This is a genomic window from Acidovorax sp. GW835-FHT14B10, assembly GCF_058793725.1.
Genome location: NZ_JBXAGC010000013.1, coordinates 82,114 through 100,760, shown reverse-complemented (window position 1 = coordinate 100,760; position 18,647 = coordinate 82,114). Strand labels below are relative to the sequence as shown.

At 66.9% G+C, this 18,647-nt stretch carries 16 protein-coding genes and 1 pseudogene; 3 read left to right on the top strand and 14 right to left on the bottom strand.

What is annotated here, in order from left to right; all coding sequences use genetic code 11:
* Positions 1 to 41: 41 nt before the first annotated feature.
* Genes AC1Q5S_RS12035 through AC1Q5S_RS12025 form a run of 3 tightly spaced genes read right to left on the bottom strand, consistent with a single transcriptional unit; the run spans position 42 to position 1,838 of the window.
* On the bottom strand, positions 42 to 254 hold the full coding sequence (locus AC1Q5S_RS12035) for a DUF2788 domain-containing protein (protein ID WP_026435941.1): 213 nt from the start codon (positions 252 to 254) through the stop codon (positions 42 to 44).
* Positions 251 to 1,093 (bottom strand): DUF2189 domain-containing protein, encoded by an 843-nt coding sequence (locus tag AC1Q5S_RS12030; protein WP_422203340.1) that lies wholly within the window; start codon positions 1,091 to 1,093, stop codon positions 251 to 253. Before AC1Q5S_RS12030 ends, AC1Q5S_RS12035 begins: the two co-directional genes overlap by 4 nt.
* 22 nt (positions 1,094 to 1,115) lie before the next feature.
* Positions 1,116 to 1,838: an HAD family hydrolase gene (locus AC1Q5S_RS12025; RefSeq protein ID WP_422203338.1), complete on the bottom strand. Its 723-nt coding sequence runs from the start codon at positions 1,836 to 1,838 to the stop codon at positions 1,116 to 1,118.
* A gap of 188 nt (positions 1,839 to 2,026) precedes the next feature.
* On the opposite strand from AC1Q5S_RS12025, the gene AC1Q5S_RS12020 reads away from it, so the two are divergent.
* The 3 genes from AC1Q5S_RS12020 to AC1Q5S_RS12010 all read left to right on the top strand — a co-directional run bounded on the left by AC1Q5S_RS12020 (position 2,027) and on the right by AC1Q5S_RS12010 (position 6,142).
* The gene (locus tag AC1Q5S_RS12020) at positions 2,027 to 2,398 is read left to right on the top strand and encodes a TraR/DksA family transcriptional regulator (RefSeq protein WP_303833597.1); all 372 of its coding nucleotides are present in this window, start codon (positions 2,027 to 2,029) and stop codon (positions 2,396 to 2,398) included.
* A gap of 82 nt (positions 2,399 to 2,480) precedes the next feature.
* A complete protein-coding gene (gene hemH / locus AC1Q5S_RS12015; protein ID WP_422203336.1) occupies positions 2,481 to 3,590 on the top strand; it encodes a ferrochelatase in 1,110 nt (369 codons plus the stop codon).
* 86 nt (positions 3,591 to 3,676) lie between these two features.
* Complete coding sequence (locus tag AC1Q5S_RS12010; protein WP_422203334.1) at positions 3,677 to 6,142, top strand: Lon protease family protein; 2,466 nt, start codon at positions 3,677 to 3,679, stop codon at positions 6,140 to 6,142.
* A 98-nt stretch (positions 6,143 to 6,240) separates the two neighbouring features.
* Here AC1Q5S_RS12010 and AC1Q5S_RS12005 read toward each other — a convergent pair whose 3' ends face one another.
* From AC1Q5S_RS12005 to AC1Q5S_RS11955, 11 genes and pseudogenes are all read right to left on the bottom strand, one after another.
* Complete coding sequence (locus tag AC1Q5S_RS12005; protein ID WP_422203332.1) at positions 6,241 to 7,104, bottom strand: alpha/beta fold hydrolase; 864 nt, start codon at positions 7,102 to 7,104, stop codon at positions 6,241 to 6,243.
* Between the two features lie 119 nt (positions 7,105 to 7,223).
* Positions 7,224 to 7,376, bottom strand: a pseudogene (locus AC1Q5S_RS12000) (ABC transporter substrate-binding protein); the annotation flags it as partial.
* A gap of 124 nt (positions 7,377 to 7,500) precedes the next feature.
* Positions 7,501 to 9,690, bottom strand: a complete 2,190-nt coding sequence (locus tag AC1Q5S_RS11995; protein ID WP_422203330.1) for a 3-hydroxybutyrate oligomer hydrolase family protein — start codon at positions 9,688 to 9,690, stop codon at positions 7,501 to 7,503.
* Positions 9,691 to 9,724: 34 nt separating this feature from the next.
* The gene (locus AC1Q5S_RS11990; protein ID WP_303833592.1) at positions 9,725 to 10,792 is read right to left on the bottom strand and encodes a branched-chain amino acid ABC transporter permease; all 1,068 of its coding nucleotides are present in this window, start codon (positions 10,790 to 10,792) and stop codon (positions 9,725 to 9,727) included.
* Between the two features lie 15 nt (positions 10,793 to 10,807).
* Positions 10,808 to 11,788: a branched-chain amino acid ABC transporter permease gene (locus AC1Q5S_RS11985; protein WP_303833591.1), complete on the bottom strand. Its 981-nt coding sequence runs from the start codon at positions 11,786 to 11,788 to the stop codon at positions 10,808 to 10,810.
* A gap of 91 nt (positions 11,789 to 11,879) precedes the next feature.
* Positions 11,880 to 12,608, bottom strand: a complete 729-nt coding sequence (locus AC1Q5S_RS11980) for an ABC transporter ATP-binding protein (protein WP_303833590.1) — start codon at positions 12,606 to 12,608, stop codon at positions 11,880 to 11,882.
* Positions 12,605 to 13,381: an ABC transporter ATP-binding protein gene (locus tag AC1Q5S_RS11975; protein WP_422203327.1), complete on the bottom strand. Its 777-nt coding sequence runs from the start codon at positions 13,379 to 13,381 to the stop codon at positions 12,605 to 12,607. The genes AC1Q5S_RS11980 and AC1Q5S_RS11975 overlap by 4 nt, the downstream gene beginning before the upstream one ends.
* A gap of 118 nt (positions 13,382 to 13,499) precedes the next feature.
* Positions 13,500 to 14,684, bottom strand: a complete 1,185-nt coding sequence (locus AC1Q5S_RS11970) for a substrate-binding domain-containing protein (protein WP_422203325.1) — start codon at positions 14,682 to 14,684, stop codon at positions 13,500 to 13,502.
* A gap of 151 nt (positions 14,685 to 14,835) precedes the next feature.
* Positions 14,836 to 16,338, bottom strand: coding sequence for a sigma-54 interaction domain-containing protein (locus AC1Q5S_RS11965; protein WP_303836517.1), 1,503 nt, complete (start codon positions 16,336 to 16,338; stop codon positions 14,836 to 14,838).
* A 153-nt stretch (positions 16,339 to 16,491) separates the two neighbouring features.
* Complete coding sequence (locus AC1Q5S_RS11960; RefSeq protein ID WP_303836515.1) at positions 16,492 to 18,012, bottom strand: tripartite tricarboxylate transporter permease; 1,521 nt, start codon at positions 18,010 to 18,012, stop codon at positions 16,492 to 16,494.
* Positions 18,012 to 18,575, bottom strand: coding sequence for a tripartite tricarboxylate transporter TctB family protein (locus AC1Q5S_RS11955; RefSeq protein WP_422203322.1), 564 nt, complete (start codon positions 18,573 to 18,575; stop codon positions 18,012 to 18,014). The genes AC1Q5S_RS11960 and AC1Q5S_RS11955 overlap by 1 nt, the downstream gene beginning before the upstream one ends.
* Between the last annotated feature and the right edge of the window lie 72 nt (positions 18,576 to 18,647).

The following is an 18,647-nucleotide window of genomic DNA, read 5'->3' as shown; positions in this document are numbered from 1 at the left end:
TTAGCGATCGCCCCGGGCCACTGGCAGGCCGGGGGATCGCGTTATTTCTCCAGCCACCACTGGATGACCACCTTGGCCAGGAACCCCAGGAAGCCCACGCCCAGCCCCAGGAACAGCACAAAGGTGCCAAACCGGCCGGCCTTGGAAGCCCAGGCCAGTTGCCCGATGATGAAAACCATGTACAGGATGAAAGCCCCCACCCCGTAGGTGAGGAAGAAGCTCGAAATCTGCGCTTCGGTAAATCCAAAAATCACGAGCGCCCCCCTTGGGCAGGACCCTTGTACGATTCGCGCGGCGGCAGGCTGGAGGCGTCCACCAGGTCGCGGTAGGCATGCCAGCTGGCATGGCCCAGCATGGGCATGACGGCAACCATCCCCAGCAGCAGCGAACCCAGTCCCAGCAGCGTGAAACCCAGAATCAGCGCGGCCCACAGCGCCATCGGCACCGGGTTGGCCAGCACGGACTGCCAGCTCGTCAGGATGGCCTGGCGCAGGCTGGCGCGCCGGTCCAGCAGCAAGGGCATGGCCACCACGCTGGACAAGAAGATGGGCGCGGCCATCAGGCTGCCCAGCGCCAGCCACAGCTCGAACAGCCAGCCCTCGCGGGCCAGCACCACATGCAGCAGAAAGTCTCGCGGCGTCTCGATGGGCACGGGCGCCAGCAGGGTGATCAGGGCCGCCGAGGTCACCACCCAGCCGGTGGCGGCCAGCGCCAGCAGCACGCCGAACTGCACCATGCACCAATAGTCGTTGCCCCACTTGTTGACATGGCTGTTCTGCCAGTTGAGCCAGGTTTTCAGCACCACGGCGGCGTTGGCGGGCTCGCTGCGCTCCAGCGCCCGGCTCAGGGCATACAGGCTGGTGGCCAGCACCGGCGCCACCACCAGAAAGCCCGACAGCGCGCCCGCCAGCAGCCAGAAACGGTTGTAGGCCACGGCCATGATGACGGCACCCAGCAGCGTGATGGCCAGGCCGTGGGCAAAGCTGATCCAGCCGGCACGCGCCATGTCGCGCCAGCCCAGGGCCAGCCAGGCCAGCGGTTGCATCAGCCCGATGGTGCGGACGACGGGCAAGCGGGGCGGGGTAAAGCGCATCGGTTCTTCCGGCAAAAGCGGTTTAACGGGGTATCGCCGGGTCGTCCAGCAGACGGCACAGCGCGGTGAGGCTGGCCACGGTGGCATGGGGCGGTGTGTCGTGGGGCCAGTCCTTGCGCGCCGGGTTCAGCCACACGGCCTGCATGCCGGCGGTGACGGCCGCCAGCGCATCGAGCGTGGCGTCGTCGCCCACATGCAGCACCTCGTGGGGCTCGACTCCCAGGGTGCTGGCGGCGGCGTGAAAGATGCGCGGGTCGGGCTTGGGCACGCCAAATTCGTGTGCGCTGATGCTGGCTTGGAAGTAATGCCCGATGCCCACGCGGTGCACATCCGCGTTGCCATTGGACACGGCCACCACCGGGTAGCGTTCGGAAAGAAACGCCAGCGTGGTGTGTGCATCGTCAAACAGCTCCACCCGCTGGCGCTCGGCAAAGAACACCTCGAACGCGGGCTCGGCCAGTGCCGCTTCATCCCCGGCCTGGGTGAGGGCCAGGCGGATGGACTCGCGGCGCAAGGCACTCAGATCGTGCCGCAGGTCGGGGCGCAGGCTCCCCATCTGGTTGCGGATGGCGCGCAGCGCCGCGGTGTCGGAATACAGCGCCGCGGTGGCGGGGGCATGCACGGTCAGCCATTGCAGCAAGACCGCTTCGGCCCGGGTGATGGTGGGCCAGATGGGCCACAGGGTGTCGTCCAGGTCGAGGGTAACGGCCCGGATGCGGGAGATGTCGAGGGAGCAAGCGGACACAGTCGATGCAGGGAAAGCGGGGGGTTACGGGCATTGCCCTGGAAAGTCCAGCCAGAGAATACCCCACGCAGCCACCGAGAGTGAACCGACGAGGGAGCGGGAAATTTTTTGCTGGCGCTCTGCCCATAATAGAAGCAGGCGCAGCTGCCAGCACCTGAACGCACAAATCAACCCGAACGGAGAAAACCATGAACGCCACACTGACCACCGCCCAACGCGACGAACTCAAGGCCCTGCTGCTGGCGGCGCGCCACAGTCTTGAGTCCCAGATGCAGCAAAACCGCGAAAACCTCGCGCCGCCCGTCACCGACCAGGACGGCATCGAGCAAGGCAATGTGGTGCGAGAGGTGGACCAGGCACTCACCAACATCGACGCCGCTGACGTCAAGCGCATCGACCACGCCCTGGAGGCCATGGAAGACGGCAGCTATGGACTGTGCGCCGAATGCGGCTGCGCCATCCCGTTCGATCGCCTCAAGATCGAGCCGCAGACGCAGCACTGCGTGGCCTGCAAGTCGCGCTGGGAACAGGGCAAGGGCCACGCCAAGACGCACGCCTGAACCTGCAGCGCCGGAGCTGCCGCCGGGCCTGCGGCCAAAGCCCATGCCGGCGCACCGGCCCTGCCTTGCGTGAAAATGCGGCATGCCTTTTCAAACCGAACCACCCTTTCACCACGGCCAGGCCGAACGCACCGCCGTGCTGCTGTGCAACCTGGGAACCCCCGACGAGCCCACGGCCCCTGCCGTGCGGCGCTATCTGGCCGATTTCCTGGGTGACCAGCGCGTGGTCGAAATCCCCAAACTGGCCTGGTGGCCCATCCTGCACGGCATCATCCTGCGCACCCGGCCGGCCAGATCCGCCGCCAAATACGCCAGCGTCTGGACCCCCGAAGGCTCGCCCCTGGCGGTGTGGACCGCCAAACAGGCCACCCTGCTGCGCGGCTGGCTGGGTGAGGCCGGGCACAGCGTGCTGGTGCGCCATGCCATGCGCTACGGCACCCCCTCCATCGCCAGCCAGCTCGATGCCCTCAAGGCCGAGGGCGCCACCCGCATCCTGATCCTGCCGCTGTACCCGCAATACTCGGGCACCACCACGGCCAGCGTGTTCGACGCCGTCTATGGCTGGGCCGCCCGCACGCGCAGCGTGCCCGAGCTGCGCTTTGTGAACCGCTACCACGACCACCCCGGCTACATCGACGCGCTCGCCCGCACCATCGAAACCCACTGGAAGCACCACGGCCAGCCCGACCAGCTGGTGATGAGCTTTCATGGCGTGCCCGAGCGCACGCTGCACCTGGGCGACCCCTACCACTGCGAAAGCCTCAAGACCGGCCGCCTGCTGGCCGAACGCCTGGGCCTGCGCAAGGGCCACTACCAGATCACCTTCCAGTCGCGCTTTGGCAAGGCCAAGTGGCTCACGCCCTACACCCAGCCCACCGTCGAGGCCTTGGGCAAGGCAGGCACCCGGCGTGTGGACGTGGTGTGCCCCGGCTTCACCAGCGACTGCCTGGAGACGCTCGAAGAGATCAACATGGAAGTGCGCGAGGCCTTTTTGCACCACGGCGGCCAGGAGTTCCACTACATCCCCTGCCTGAACGACAGCACCCACTGGATCACCGCGCTGAGCCAGGTGGCCCAGCAGCACCTGGCCGGCTGGCCCACCAGCGTGCCCGATGCCGCTGCGCTGGCCGATGCGCGCGCCAAGGCGCTGGCAGGCGGTGCGCCTGCGGGGGCTTGCCCTGTGGCGCATTGACTATTTTTATCATAGCTACCAGCACCTCTCCATCAAGCGCTAGAGACTATTTGAGTCCAATATCCACGGCACCACCGCCATCTCCCATGCCCGCCATCGCCCTTGAACCCCATCAGCTGCGGCTGACCATCGCACCCGAATCGCTGGGCTTTGCCAGCACCGCCGAGCTGCAGGACCTGCCCCTGCCCTGGATCGGGCAGGAGCGCGCCCAGGCCGCCACCCAGTTTGGCTTGGGCCTGCAGCAGCCCGACTACCACCTGTTCGTGCTGGGTGAGGCGGGCAGCGGGCGCACTTCGCTGCTGCGCCAGGCCACGCAGGCCGCGGCGGCCCAGCGTGCCGTGCCACCGGACCTGTGCTATCTGCACAATTTCGACGCGCCCGAGCGCCCCCGCGCCCTGCGCCTGCCCGCGGGCCAGGGCCGCCAGCTGCGCGTGGCCCTGCTGGAGATGGCCAGGATGCTGCAGACCGACATCCCCAAGCGCCTGGCCAGCCCCGATTGCAAGGCCGAGGCCGAAGCCCTCCACAAAGCCTGGCAAAAGGAAGAAGCCAGTGCCTTTGCCACGCTCGATGCTTTCGCCGAGGCCCGCCACTTCCGGCTTTCGCGCGAAGGGGGCCAGCTGGTCTTCACCCTCACGGGCGACAAGGGCCACCCGCTGACCGAAAACGAGGCCCTGGCCCTGCCACGCGAACGCCGCGCCGAAATCGATGCCGCCGAGCAGGCCCTGCGCGCCGAGATTGCCCGCTTCCTGGACACCATGCGCCCGCTGGAGCGCGCCCGCGACGAGGCTTTGGCCACCTTGCGCCGCCAGGCCATCGAGCCGTTGCTCGAACATGCGGTGCAGGACATCCGCCAGGGCCTCAAAAAGCAGATCAAGGACGCCGCCAAGCTGGGCCAGTGGCTCGACCAGGTGGAGCGCGAGGTGCTGGCGCGGCTGGCGCTGTTCGAAGCCGGCGATGCCGACGACGATGCCGAGGACGAGCGCAAGGCGCATCTGGCCGAGCTGCTGGCCCGCTGCCAGGTGAACCTGGCGGTCGATAACGATGGCCGCGACGGCGCACCCGTGATCGTGGAGGACAACCCCCAGATACGCAGCCTGTTTGGCGCCATCGACCTGCAGACCGACACCGATCCGCCGCACGCTGATTTTTCCTGCATCCGCGCGGGCAGCCTGCTCAAGGCCCATGGCGGCTTCATCGTGCTGCACCTGCGCGACCTGGTGGAAGATGAAGGCCTGTGGCCCCGGCTGCGCCGGTTTCTGCGCAGCAGCCGCCTGCAGATCGACGAGGGCAGCGCCGCGGCGCACGGCCCCACGGCGCCGATTGCGCTGCAGCCCGAAGCGGTGGACGTGGATGTGAAGATCGTGCTGATCGGCTCGGTCGAGGAGTACTACGCCCTGCAAGAGGCCGACCCCGACACCGCGCGCCGTTTTCGCGTGAAGGTGGACTTTGCCGAGCGCTTTGCCGCCAGCCCCGCCACGCGCCACGCCACGGCCATCTTTGTGGCCCACAGCTGCAAGAAGCGCGGCTTGCCCCACTTTGCCCCCGATGCCGTGGCGCGCCTGCTCGAACAGACCCACCGCGAGGCCGACGACCAGAGCCGCCAGAGTGCGCTGTTTGCCAACACCGACGCCCTGGTGATCGAGAGCGCCGCCCTGTGCCAGGCACGCGGCGGCACGCTGGTGCAAGCCCCTGATGTGGACGCCGCGCTGCAGGCCCATGCCCTGCGCCACAACTACCCCGAAGAGCAGCTGCACGAGTCCATCACCGAGGGCGAGCGCCTGATCACGCTGCACGGCACCGTGGTGGGCCAGGTCAACGCCATGACGCAGATCGATCTGGGCGATTACCGCTTTGGTTTTCCGGTGCGCATCACGGCACGCACTTTTGCCGGGCACGAGGGCCTGCTCAACATCGAGCGCGAAGTCGATATGTCGGGCCCCATCCACGACAAGGGCGTGCTGATCCTGCACAGCTACCTGACCGCGCTGTTCAGCCATGTGGCGCCGCTGGCGCTCAACGCGTCCATCGTGTTCGAGCAGGAATACAGCGGCGTCGAGGGCGACTCGGCCTCATGCGCCGAGCTGTATGCGCTGCTGTCCAGCCTGTCTGGCCTGCCGCTGCGCCAGGGCATTGCCGTGACCGGCGCCCTCAACCAGCACGGCGAAGTGCTGCCCGTGGGCGGCATCAACGAAAAGATCGAGGGCTGGTTCCACGCCTGCGCAGCGGCCGGGCTCGATGGCACCCAGGGCGTGCTGATCCCCGCCCGCAACCTGCGCCACCTGATGCTGAGCCGCGCCATCGTGGATGCGGTGGAGCGCGGCCTGTTCCATGTCCATACCGTGGGCCATGTGAGCGAAGGCATTGCGCTGCTGACGGGCGAGGCCTCGGGCATGGTGCCGGGCGTGCCCCCAGAACGGGCCGCCGACGTGGAGGGCACCGTGCTCAGCCGGGCCGAACAAACCCTGCGCGCGTTCCGGCGTGCCTGCCAGAGCGCAGGGCACACCAGGCGGGGCCGGGTGAAGCGCGGCGCCATGCCCGGGCAGGGCCACTGAGCCACCACTCCGTTGGCACGAGAACGGGCCAGGGCCTGCCGGTCAAAACCGCCCCCCGCCGGAGCCTGTCGGCAGCACAGACCTTGAGGTTCGTGGATTCAGGCGCCCGACAAGAACCCGTCCACCAGGGCGAAGTGCGCCGGCACATTCAGCGCCGGCGCATGCCCGCAGCCGGGCACCTCCACCACGCGCACCAGGCCCCTGGCCCCCGGGCCACGCGTGAGCATTTCGGCGGTGGTCTCGGGAAGCACCAGGTCCGAATCGGCACCGCGCAGGCACAGCACCGGAATGTCGAGCGCATCGTAGTGTTCCCAGATCAGGTAGTCGTTGGCGTGGTGCGTGAACTGCTGCACCATGGCCGGGTCGTAGTGCGGCGTCACGCGGCCGTCGGGCAGGCGGCGCGTGCTGCTTTCGGTCAGCAGCCGCCATTGCGCGTCGCTGAGCCAGCCATAGGGCTGGTACACCTGCCGAAAAAATGCCTCCAGTTCCATCACGGTGTCAAACGCGGGCGGCTGGCCTGCGTAGGCCTTGATGCGCTCCAGCGCCGCATCGGCCAGGCGCGGCGCGTTGTCGTTGAGCAGCAGGCGGGTGATGCGGTCCTTGAGCTGCGGCTCGAACAGCCCCGACGCGCACACCGTGCCAATGGCCCCGCCCATGGAGGTGCCGATCCAGTGCGCCTGGCGAATGCCCAGCTGGTCGAACAGGTCGGCGGCAAGGCGAGCATAGAACGACAGGCGGTATTCGTCCTGCGGCGCACGCGCCCACTGGCTCAGTCCCCGGCCGATGGTATCGGGGCAGACCACCCGGTAGCGCGGCGCCAGGTGCCGCGCCAGTGCGTCCATGTCGCGCCCCGTGCGCGCCAGGCCATGCCATGCGATCACGGCGGGTGCGTCTGGCGCCCCCCATTCGGTGGCGTGGATTTCGTAACCGGCACAACGCAGGTAGCGCGAAGAGAACAGCATGGTGGTCAGCCTGGAGAAAAAACAGCAGGGCCGCGCGCCTACTTCATCTGACGGCCGTGGATGCCGATCACCGGGGACTCGACATAGCGCGAACCCACCCGGTGGGTGGGCGAATGGCGGATGCCCAGGCCGTGCGCGTTCTTCTGGCCGGCCCGCTGGACCAGCTCGGTGGGATCCACCGCCGAGATGTTGTACAGCTGCGCGCCTCCGCCTTGTTCGCGATAGCGCTGGATGAAGGCTGCAGCCGGCTTGTGGATGGCGATCATGGTCACGATGCTTCGGATTTCGTTGCGCAAGTAGTCGCGTGGCCGGTCAGGGGAAAAACCCGCCATGCCCCGTGCGGGTCGTGAAAATGCGTTCACGCTCCAGGGGCATGGCGGATGGCCTCGCAGGCGCTCAGTTGGGCACGCTCAGCGATGTGCCGGCAAACCCGATCTGGTTCGCCGCCACGGGCGCCGCCACAAAGGGTGGCACGTTGCTGGCCGTGATGGCCGGCGCTGCACCGGGAGTGCCACCGCGCGGCGTGGTGTGCACCACCTGGCTGGCGGGCAAGGCGGTGCCGGACTTCAGGTGCGCATACATCGCGTCCATGGCCTGGTTGAAGTAAGGGTGCAGCGGCACGAAGCGCGTATCAAACCCGGAAAACGGCAGGAAGGCGTCGAAATGCTGGCCGTTCGTCACCTCGATGTAGCGCAGCTTGCTGTCGGCACCTTCCACCACCTTGTTGTAGGCGGCATAGGCACGCGCGTTGTGGTTGACCGGCACCAGGGCGTCGCTGCGGCCGCTGACGATGATGGTGGGCTTGCCGCGCAGGTTGCCGTTGAGCACCACCTCGGCGATGCCGGCGCGCACGGCGTCGCTCTGCGCCTTGGTGGGCGTGGTGGCGGCCGTGAGCGCCGTGCCGCTGACCGGGTCGGTGCCCGTGACCAGCGCGCGCTGGCACAGGGCGTTATCCAGGCCGAAATCGGCCACGCCGGTCGAGGGCGAAATGGCGAATTGCCAGGCCTTGGCGCCGCCCACCGAGTCGTTGTAGACCACGGTGGCCGGTGTGCCATTGGCGGTGCCATTGGCCGTGGCAAAGCTCTGCGCCAGTGCCGTGGATGACACGGCCACCGGCACGCCCGTGGCGACATTCACGGCCGCAAAGCTGGTATTGCAGACATTGGCCTCGACAGGGAAGCGCCCGTAGCTCACCGGGTACATGGCCGACAGGATGGGGCCATTGCCCAGCGCATAGTGGGCGTTGTGCATGGGGTCGTTGTCGGGCGTCCAGCCAAAGGCACGCAGTTTGTTGAGCGCGTCCAGCGAACGGGTTGCCGTGTCGGCGCCACTGACCAGCCCCTTGGCCGCCAGACCGTCACAGCGTGCCGTGGCCCGCGCCGTCATGCCCACCAGCGGGATGTAGTTGAAGATGGACACCTCACTCATGGCCGCACCGGCCGCCAGCGCTGCGCAGGGCTGGTAGATGTTGCCGTAGGTCGTGTAATCGGCCAGCGTCTTGCCATAACCGGTCACGGCGGCACCGCCAAACTGGATGCCATAACCGCTGGCGGTGGGCATTTCGGTCACGGGCTCGGAAGCCACCACGCCGTCGATCAACCCCCCGCTGTCTTGCTCGGCCGCGCCCAGCGAGGCCGCACCGCCGTTGGATGCCGAGCCGGCGATCACGATCGTGTTCTCGGGCGTGAACGGCACCGGATTGTCGACCGTGCCATAGCGATCGTTCAGCACAAACAGCGCATAGCGGCCCGCCGCCAGCGTGTCGTTGCCCCAGTCTTTTTCCGGATTCTGCTGCGAGTGCACCTGCTTGAGGGCCAAGCGGTTCGGGAACAGGGCGTTGTAGGCGGTCCGGGCCGCATCGGTGATGTTGGCGGCAAAGAAATTGAGGGCGCCGGCCGCCGTGCGGGTGGCGCGCGTGCCATCGATCTTGTGCACGGTGTCGTCCATCAGGTTGTACAGGCCCACGCCCTTGCCGGCATCGGTCAACGCCACGGCACAACCCTTTTTGAGGCCCCATTCGCCGGCCGTGCCAATGGCGCCATACACCCCGCGCGAGCCCGACGATGCGCCCAGCACCACGCAGGGGCTGGCCTGGTTGAAGCTGTCGGGCACCTGCACCGCGATCACCGTGCGCTTGCGGCCCGAGCCGTCGTCGAGCACTGCCACGTATTCGCGGCCCGGAATCAGGCCTTCACTGGTGGTGACGGCACCGGCCGCGGTGACGTTGGGGCCGTACAGCGTGCCGTAGCCACCCCCCACCGAGGGGTCGAGGATGCCGCGGTAGTTGGAATACAGCGCATTGCGGCGCAGCTCGGCCGCCGTGGGATTGGCGGGATCGGCATAGGCCGGCGTGGCCCCGCCCAGGCCGGTCTTGCCGATACCGCCAGTCAGCAGATCCTGCGTGGCGGCGGTGGCGCCCGTGCCCACCGTGGTGGCCGGATAGACCGTGGCACTGACCTGCGTCACGCCCGTGGGGAGGTTGTTGGTCGGTGTGGATGATCCGCCACCGCACGCGGCCAGAACGGCCCCCGCCAACGCGGTCATGGCCACTTTCAGGGCGCGTTTGTCCTGCAGATGCACTTTCATGTTGTCTCCTTTTTACTGCCACAGAAAAGCGCGCTCAGGCCTGGGCGCGCAGGGATCGCAGGCGTCCCACAACGCCTGCGGGAAAGTAATAGACAGAAAGAACAAACAGCACGCCCAGCCACAGCAGCCAGCGGTCGGGCGAGAGCAGCGCCGACAACCAGGGCAGGCTGGCAGTGGCCTCGCTGCCTACACGCAGCAGATCCTGCAGGTAGCTTTGCGCAACCAGAAACAGCACGGCACCGATGACCGCGCCGTAGATGGTGCCCATGCCGCCGATCACCACGATGAGCAGGCAGTCCATCATGATTTCGAAGCTGAGCGAGGTGTCCGGCCCGTTGTAGCGCAGCCAGAGCGCCAGCATGGCACCAGCCAGGGTGGCAAACAGGGCCGACAGCACGCTCGACGTGGTGCGGTACACCACCACGCGGTAGCCAATGGCCTCGGCACGGAACTCGTTTTCGCGGATGGCCTGCAGCACGCGGCCGAAGGGTGAGTTGACGATGCGCAGCAGCGCCAGCACCAGGGCCACCGCCGTGACGAACAGCAGGTAGTAGCAGATCAGCCGCCCGTCGATGGTGACGCCCAGGAAGGGTTCCTCGAACGGCTCGAAGCTTGGCGAAAGGATCTCGGGCACCTTGAACGTCAGTCCATCCTCGCCACCCGTGATGTCCGAGAGCTGCGAGGCCAGTGTCTGGAACGCCGCCGCCACCGCCAGCGTGATCATGGCGAAGAAAATGGCGCGTACGCGCAGCGAGAACAGCCCCACGGCCAAGGACAGCAGCAGCGACAGCAGCAGCGCGCCGCCAATGCCCACGCCCAGCGCCGTCCACGTAGGCCCCAAACGCGTGGTGGCCACCGCGATGCCGTAGGCCCCGATGCCAAAGAACATGGTGTGCGCAAAACTCACGATGCCGGTGTAGCCCAGCAGCAGGTCGAAGCTGGCCACCAGCACCACGAAGACCAGCACCTTGGCGGCAACATTGAGCGCCTTGACACCCGGAAACAGGAAGGGCGCAAACGCCAGCCCCAGAAAAATGGCCACGAGCATGGCCGCCAGCAGCTGGCTGCGCGGGTAGTCGCCGGAGAGAAGTCGGTTCAGCATGTGTGGCGTTCCTCTTCAACGGTTGGCGACGGGATAAACACCCTGCGGGCGCCACAGCAGGATGGCCACCATCAGCGCGATGTTGGAGAACAGCGCCACCTTGGGCACCAGGAAGCCGGTGTAGTTGGCCATGAGTCCCACCAGCAGCGCGCCAATCAGCGCGCCGCCCGTGCTGCCCAGACCGCCGATGATGATGACGATGAAGATCAGCACATTGACCTGCGCGCCCATCTGCGGCACCACGCTTTGCTGGTACAGCCCCCACATCACGCCGCCCAGGCCGGCCAGCGCCGAACCCACCACGAACACGCCCACGAACAGGCGGCGGATGCGGTAGCCCAGCGCCTCGACCATCTCGCGGTCCTGCACGCCGGCGCGGATCAGCAAGCCCACCTTGGTGCGCGCCAGCACCCAGGCCAGCACGCCAAACACCAGCAGGCCCACAACCACGGCAATCAGGCGGTATTTTTCAATGGCGGCGTCACCGATCAGCAGCGCGCCACGCATGCCCTCGGGCAGCGGCAGGGGGATCTGCGCGGGACCCCAGATGACCTTGATGAGCTCTTCTCCAATGATCATGCCGCCCATGGTGATGAGGATCTGCTTGAGGTGCTGGCCGTACACGGGCCGCACGATGAAGCGCTCGAACGCCAGGCCCACGGCGCCGGCCACCGCCATGGCCACCAGCATGGCCGGCAGCACCGCCACGAGGTTGCGCCAGAGTTCGGCCGAGCCCGTCCAGTCGCCCATGGCACCCAGCACGCTGGTGGCCACGAAGGCGCCCAGCGCGATGAACACGCCATGGCCGAAGTTGAGCACGTCCATCAGGCCAAACACCAGTGTCAGGCCCGAGGCGATGATGAAGATGATCATGCCCATGGCCAGCCCCGCCACGGTGAGCGTGAGCCAGGTGCTGGGCGAGCCGATGAAGGGCAGCACCAGCAGGGCCAGCAGCGGCACCAGCGCCAGCGGCTTCCAGTCCAGCGGCCTGTTCATGCGCGGTCTCCCCTGGACATATCCGATGCTTCTTTTTTGACGGTTGATAGCACCTTGCCATCAATCGCTGCGGGCTGTTTTGGCGTGTAATTCACAGCGACAACCCCAGCAGCGTGCGCTGCAGCGCCTCGTCCTCGGCCAGCGCGGCCATGCTGCCCGCGTGCACCACCCGGCCGTTGTCCATCACCGCCACGGTGTCGCCCAGGCGTTGGGCGAAGTGGATGTTCTGTTCGACCAGCAAAAGGGTCACGCCGCTCTTCTTGAGCTGGTCGAAGGCCTCGATCATGTTGTGGATGATGGCCGGTGCCAGCCCCTTGCTGGGCTCGTCGATGATCAGCAGATCGCGCGGCTCGACCATGGCGCGCGCCACGGCCACCATCTGCTTTTGCCCGCCGCTGAGCTTGCCTGCCGGGTGGTTCCAGAACTTCTCCACGGCCGGGAAGAGCCGGAAGATCCACTGCAGGCGCGCCTGGTCCATCTGCGCGGCGTTGCCGGCCTTGCGCGCGGCCAGCAGCATGTTCTCCTTGACCGTGAGGTCGGCGAAGATGCCCATGTTCTCGGGCACATAGGCGATGTTCAGGTGCGCGATCTGCGGTGTGTGCATGCGCGTGATGTCGCGCCCGTCGAAAGCGATCTGGCCCTGCGAGGCCTGCCACAGGCCCATGATGGTGCGCAGCGTGGTGGTCTTGCCCGCGCCATTGCGGCCCAGCAGCATGGTGAGCTGGCCCCGGGGTACGGCCAGATCGACGCCGTGCAGGATGTGGTACGCGCCGATGTGGGTGTGCACGCCCCGCAGTTCGAGAAGGTTGGCCCTGCTCATGCGGCCTCCCTGTCGGCATTCTTGGTGATGCCCAGATACGCCTCTTGCACCACCGGCGAGGCAATCACTTCTGCGGGCGGGCCGTCGGCCACCAGCGTGCCGTTGGTCAGCACGATGATGCGGTCGGCCAGCTCGCGCACCACGTCCATCTTGTGCTCCACCAGCAGGATGGTCTTGGTCTTGTCCTGCTTCAGCGCGCGGATCAGGTTCAGGATGACGGGCGCCTCGTCGTGCCCCATGCCGGCCGTGGGCTCATCGAACATGTAGACCTGCGGCTCCAGTGCCATGAGCAGCGCCACTTCGAGCTTGCGCTGGTCACCGTGCGGCAGGCTGGCCACGGGGGTATCGCGCCGCTCCAGCATCGCCACGGACTGCAGGATGGCTTCAGCCCGCGCGGTGAGCTGGCGGTGGTCGCTCCAGATGCTCCAGAGATTCAGGCCCCGGCGGTGCTTGCCGGCCTGCGTGGCCTGCACGGCCAGGCGCACGTTCTCCAGCACGCTCAGGCCCGGGAACAGGTTGGTGAGCTGGAACGCCCGGCCGAGCCCCGCACGCGTGCGCGCCGAAGGCGCCAGGCCCGACAGATCCTGCCCGCCCAGCGTCACCCTGCCGCTGGTGGCCCGCAGCTGCCCCGAGATGAGGTTGAAGTACGTGGTCTTGCCTGCCCCGTTGGGGCCCACGATGGCGGTGAGCGTGCCCGGCTCGAACGCGCAGGTCACGGCGTTCACCGCCACATGGCCACCGAAGCGGATGGTCAGGTCATGGGTCGCCAGCATCGATGGTCGAGGCTCCACAGGAATTTAAAGAAAAGCAGCCCCGGCGCCTGACGAGAAAGCGCTTCAAGCGATCAAAGCAGGCGTATCAGGCCCGCCAGTGCGCGGCGGATCCTGGCCGTCAGCGCTTGTTCCGGATCGGAACCTGCATCTCTTCCGGCTTGATCTCGCGCACCAGTTCGGGCACGCCCCAGGCGAAGGCCGGGTCCACCTTGATCTTGAAGTGGTACATGCTCTGCAGCGCCTGGTGGTCTTCCTTGCGGAAGGTCATCTTGCCCTTGGGCGTATCGAAGCTCATGCCTTCCATGGTCTTGATGAGCTTGTTGGTGGTGGTGTCGCCCCCCGTGGCCTTGAGCGCCGTGACCAAGGCCATGGCCGAACTGAAGCCGCCGGCCGTGAAGAAATCGGGCGGGGCCTTGAACTGCTTGTAGTGCGCCGATACCAGCGCTTCATTGACCGGGTTCTTGGGGATGCCAAAGTAGTAGTAGGTGGCGCCTTCCATGCCCGGGAAGTTCTTGAAGCTGGCCATGGCCGGCAGGATGTTGCCGCCCGTGGCGATCTCGATGCCGTAGCGCTTGAGATCCATGTCGGCGATCTTGAACGGGTTGCCCGCGCCGGCCCAGACGATCCAGATGATCTTGCGGCCCGGCTGGTCCTTGAGCTTGTCGATCAGGCGCTGGGCGCCGGCGGTGAAATCGGTGGTGCTGGTGGGCAGGTATTCCTCGTGCACCAGCTTGGCGTTCTTGAGGGCGTCCTTGAAGGCTTTCACGCCGTCGCGGCCGAAGGCGTAGTCCTGCGCCAGCGTGGCGATGGTCACGCCCGGCTTGTCGATGGCCACGGCGTTCGAGATGGCGTCCTGGCTGCTATTGCGGCCGGTGCGAAAGATGTACTTGTTCCACTTGTCGCCGGTGATGGCATCGGCCACGGCGGGCTCGACCAGCAGGATCTTCTTGTATTCCTCGGCCACGGGCAGCAACGCCAGCGCCACGCCGGAGGACGTGGGCCCCACGGCGATGTCGGCCTTGTCATCCGAGTAGGCCGATGCCAGCAGGCTCTTGCCCAGGTCGGGCTTGCCCTGGTCGTCCTTCTCGATCACCACGATCTTCTTGCCGTTGATGGCCATGCTGCCGCCGGTGGCATAGTTCAGGCCCAGCAGCAGGCCGGTCTGCGTCTGCTTGCCATAGGCTTCCAGCGGACCCGTCTTGCTGTAGACATGGGCGATGCGGATCTCGCCCGACTGGCTGAACACCGGTGCCGAAAGAGTGGCGGCCAAGGCGGCCAGCGCGACCAGGATGCGTCGTTGCATGGGGACTGTCTCCTTTGGGTTTGCCTGAACACTGCACAGATCGTGCCAATCATCAAGGCGTTGATTTATAGGAACAAATGATGCACACACCATGAAAATGCCTGAATTTCAGACGCAGTGAATGCCTGAAATTCAGACATTTGGCTGTTTTTTATTCAGGGTTTTCCAGACGTGCATAGAGCGTGGCCCGCGATATACCCAGCTGCCTGGCCGTGGCCTGCTTGTTGCCGCCATGGGCCTTGAGCGCCGCGGCAATGGCGCGCCGCTCCAGCTCGGCCACCTGTTCGGCCAGCGGGCGCAGGCAGCACTCGTCGCCCAGTGCCCCGGGGTCGGCCACGGCAGCCGGCACGGGTGCCGCCGGTTCCACCCCTGCTTCGCGCAAGATGCGTTCGAGCTGGTAGGCATCGATGGACTGCGAATCGCTGCGCATGGCGGCCTGCTCCAGCACATTGCGCAGCTCGCGGATGTTGCCGCGCCAGGGCTGGCCCGCCAGCAATGCCATGGCGTCGGGCTGCAACTCGGGCGGCGCCGTGCCGTTGCGCAGCGCCAGGTCTTCGCCCAGCACCTCCACCAGCGCAGGGATGTCGCCGCGCCGCTCGCGCAGCGGCGGCACGCGCACCGGCAGCACATGCAGCCGGTAAAAAAGGTCTTCGCGAAAACGGCTGTCGCGCACCAGGGCGCCCAGATCCCGCGAGGTGGCAGCCACCACGCGCACATTGAACGGCACCAGCTTGTTCGAGCCCAGCGGTTCGATCTCGCCCTCCTGCAGCGCGCGCAGCAGCTTGGCCTGCAGGTTTTGCGGCATGTCGCCGATTTCATCGAGAAACAGCGTGCCACCGTCGGCCAGCTTGAACTTGCCATCGCGCCCCTTGCGGTCGGCGCCGGTGTAGGCGCCGGGCGCCACGCCGAAGAACTCGGCTTCGAGCAGCGTGTCGGGCACGGCGGCGATGTTGACGCTGACAAACGGGCCGCTGGCGCGGCTCGACGCCGCATGGATGGCATGGGCCAGCAGTTCCTTGCCCGTGCCGGTTTCACCCAGCAGCAGCACGGGGCTGGACGACTGCGCGGCACGGCGCGCCTGGCGTTTGACCTCGGCCGCCGCGGGGCTCGACCCGATGAAGCTGGCAAAGGTGTACTTGGCGCGCCGCTCGCCATCGCCCGACACGGCCAGCGAGCGGCTGCGCTGGCTGGCCAGCTCGCGCCGCGCGTCATCGAGATCGCGCTGCAACAAGGCAAACTTGCCGATCAGGGGTTGCAGCGTGGTCTCGGGATGGTCGAACAGCACGATGCCGATGGCACCAATCACGCGCTCGGCCTCGTCGCGCAAGGGAATGCGGCTGACCACAAAAGTGCCCGCCTTGTTGGTGAGCAGGTCGATCAGCACCGGCTGGCCGGTTTCGAGCACGCGGCGCATCTGCGTGTTGGGAATCACCTCCTCCACGGCGCGGCCCACGAACTGGTCCACCGACGAAAAGCCCAGGTCGGGCAGGAAGCGCTGGTAACCCTCGTTCACCCACACGACGCGCCCGCTGCGGTCCACCAGGAACATGCCCTGGCTGACGCTGGAGAAAAGCTGGAACATGGAGCGCGCCGCCAGTTCCAGAATGCCCTGGGCATCCAGCGGCAGGGGCGAAGCATCGGAGTGCAATGGCATAGGCCGATGGTACCCGGCGCATCACGGGCGTGGCATCGATCGGCGGTCCGCAAAAAAACCTTCCCCAGCGGCATCGCTTGTTCGCGAGCGTTCCGCACGAGGCAAAACGCCTGGCAGGGCCAGGCGCTTCAGTGGCTGGGAATGGACTGCCGGTCAGTCATCCAGCTGCCGCAGCCGTGCCAGCTTGCGCTGCGCCAGGTGCTTGAAAAGACGCGGCAGCACCAGCACCGCCAGCACGATGATGAGCAGCGTGAGCGACATCGGGCGCTGCACGAAGATGAGCCAGCTGCCCTCGCCAATCGACACCGCATTGCGCATCTGTGCCTCGGCCAGTGGCCCGAGGATCATGCCCACCACGACCGGCGCCGTAGGGAAGTCAAACCGCCGCATCAGCACCCCGAGCATGCCGATGCCATACAGCAGGAACAGATCGAAGGTGCTCTGGCGCATGCCGTAGGCCCCCACCGTGGCAAAGATCAGGATGCCGGCATACAGCTGCGGCTTCGGAATCTTCAGCAGCTTGACCCACAGGCCCACCATGGGCAGGTTGAGCACCAGCAGCATCACGTTGCCGATGTACAGCGACGCGATCAGCGCCCACACCAGCGTGGCCGAGGTGGTGAACAGCTGCGGGCCGGGGTTGATGCCGTAGTTCTGGAACGCGCCCAGCAGCACCGCCGTGGTGTTGGAGGTGGGAATGCCCAGCGTGAGCAGCGGAATCATGGCCGCCGTCACGGTGGCATTGTTGGCGGCCTCGGGGCCGGCCACGCCCTCGATGGCGCCCACGGTGCCGAACTCGCTCTTGTCGCCGCCCTTGGCCAGCTTCTTTTCGGTGGCGTAGCTCAGAAAGGTCGGGATCTCGGTGCCGCCCGCCGGGATGCAGCCAAACGGCGTGCCAATCAGCGTGCCGCGCAGCCAGGCGGGAATGGAGCGCTTCCAGTCGCGCCCGGTCATGTGCACGCGGCTCATGGTGTTGCGCGTCTCTTGCACGCGGCCCTCGTACATCGCCGCATACAGCACCTCGGCCACCGCGAACAGGCCCACGGCGACGAGCACGATGTCGATGCCGTCCAGCAGTTCGGGCTTGCCAGCGGTGTAGCGCGCCGCGCCCGAGATCTGGTCCATGCCGACGCAGCCGGCGGCCAGCCCGACGAACAGTGCGGTGATGCCGCGCACCGTGCTCTTGCCCAGCACCGCGCTCACGGTGGTGAAGGCCAGCACCATCAGCATGAAGTATTCGGGCGGGCCCAGCTTGACGGCAAAGTCGGCCACGTAGGGCGCGAACAGGGTCACGACCACGGTGGCAATGGTGCCCGCCACGAACGAGCCGATGGCCGATGTGGCCAGCGCCGCCCCGGCCCGGCCACTCTTGGCCATCTTGTTGCCTTCCATCGCCGTGACCATGCTGGCGGTCTCGCCCGGCGTGTTCAGCAGGATGGAGGTGGTGGAGCCGCCATACATCGCGCCGTAATAGATGCCGGCAAAGAAGATCATCGAGGCCGTGACCTCGACCTTGGCCGTGATCGGCAGCAGCATCGCCACCGCCACCGCGGGGCCGATGCCGGGCAGCACGCCGACGGCGGTGCCCAAAGCGCATCCCACCAGGGCCCACAGCAGGTTGGCGGGCGTGGCGGCGGTGGCAAAGCCCGCCATCAGTGCATCAAAGATTTCCATCACAACCACCCGGTTTGCGTGAGCCCTGGCAGGTTGATGGCCAGGAACTGCGTGAATGACCAATAGACAGGCGCCGAGATCAGCACGCCCGTCAACCCGTCCACCGCCCAGGTGCGCGCGGTGCCTGCGTTTTGCCCCGCAGCCCGGCGCAGCCCCTGCACGGCCAGCAGATAGCACAGCGTGCAGCTCAGAATGAAGCCCACCGTGGTGATGAGGGCAGCGTTCAGCAGCAGGCCGGTCGAAACCCACACCAATGCCGGCTTGTCCGCACGCGCGGCGCCGTTAGGCTCCTCCACGGCGCGGAACCCGCCGGTGCGGGCCTCCCACAGCAGCACGCAGCCGCACAGCGCCAGCACGGCCGCCACCAGCCACGGCAAAAAGTTGGGGCCCACGCCGCCATAGCCCGCGTTGGATGGAATATCCAGGGCGCCCAGCGCCAGTGCGAGGGCCGTCAGCAGCACGCCGGCGCCAACCACGGTCTGCATGCGCATGGCCGGCAGGTTGCTGGCAATGCCGGGCGTTGTGCCCGGATCAGAAGAAAGGGGAGTTGTCGGATCAGACATGCTGGGTTTTTCTCAAGCCCTCGAACACAGGTCCAAGGTACGCGCATCACGGCGCGCACCGCAATGGACACG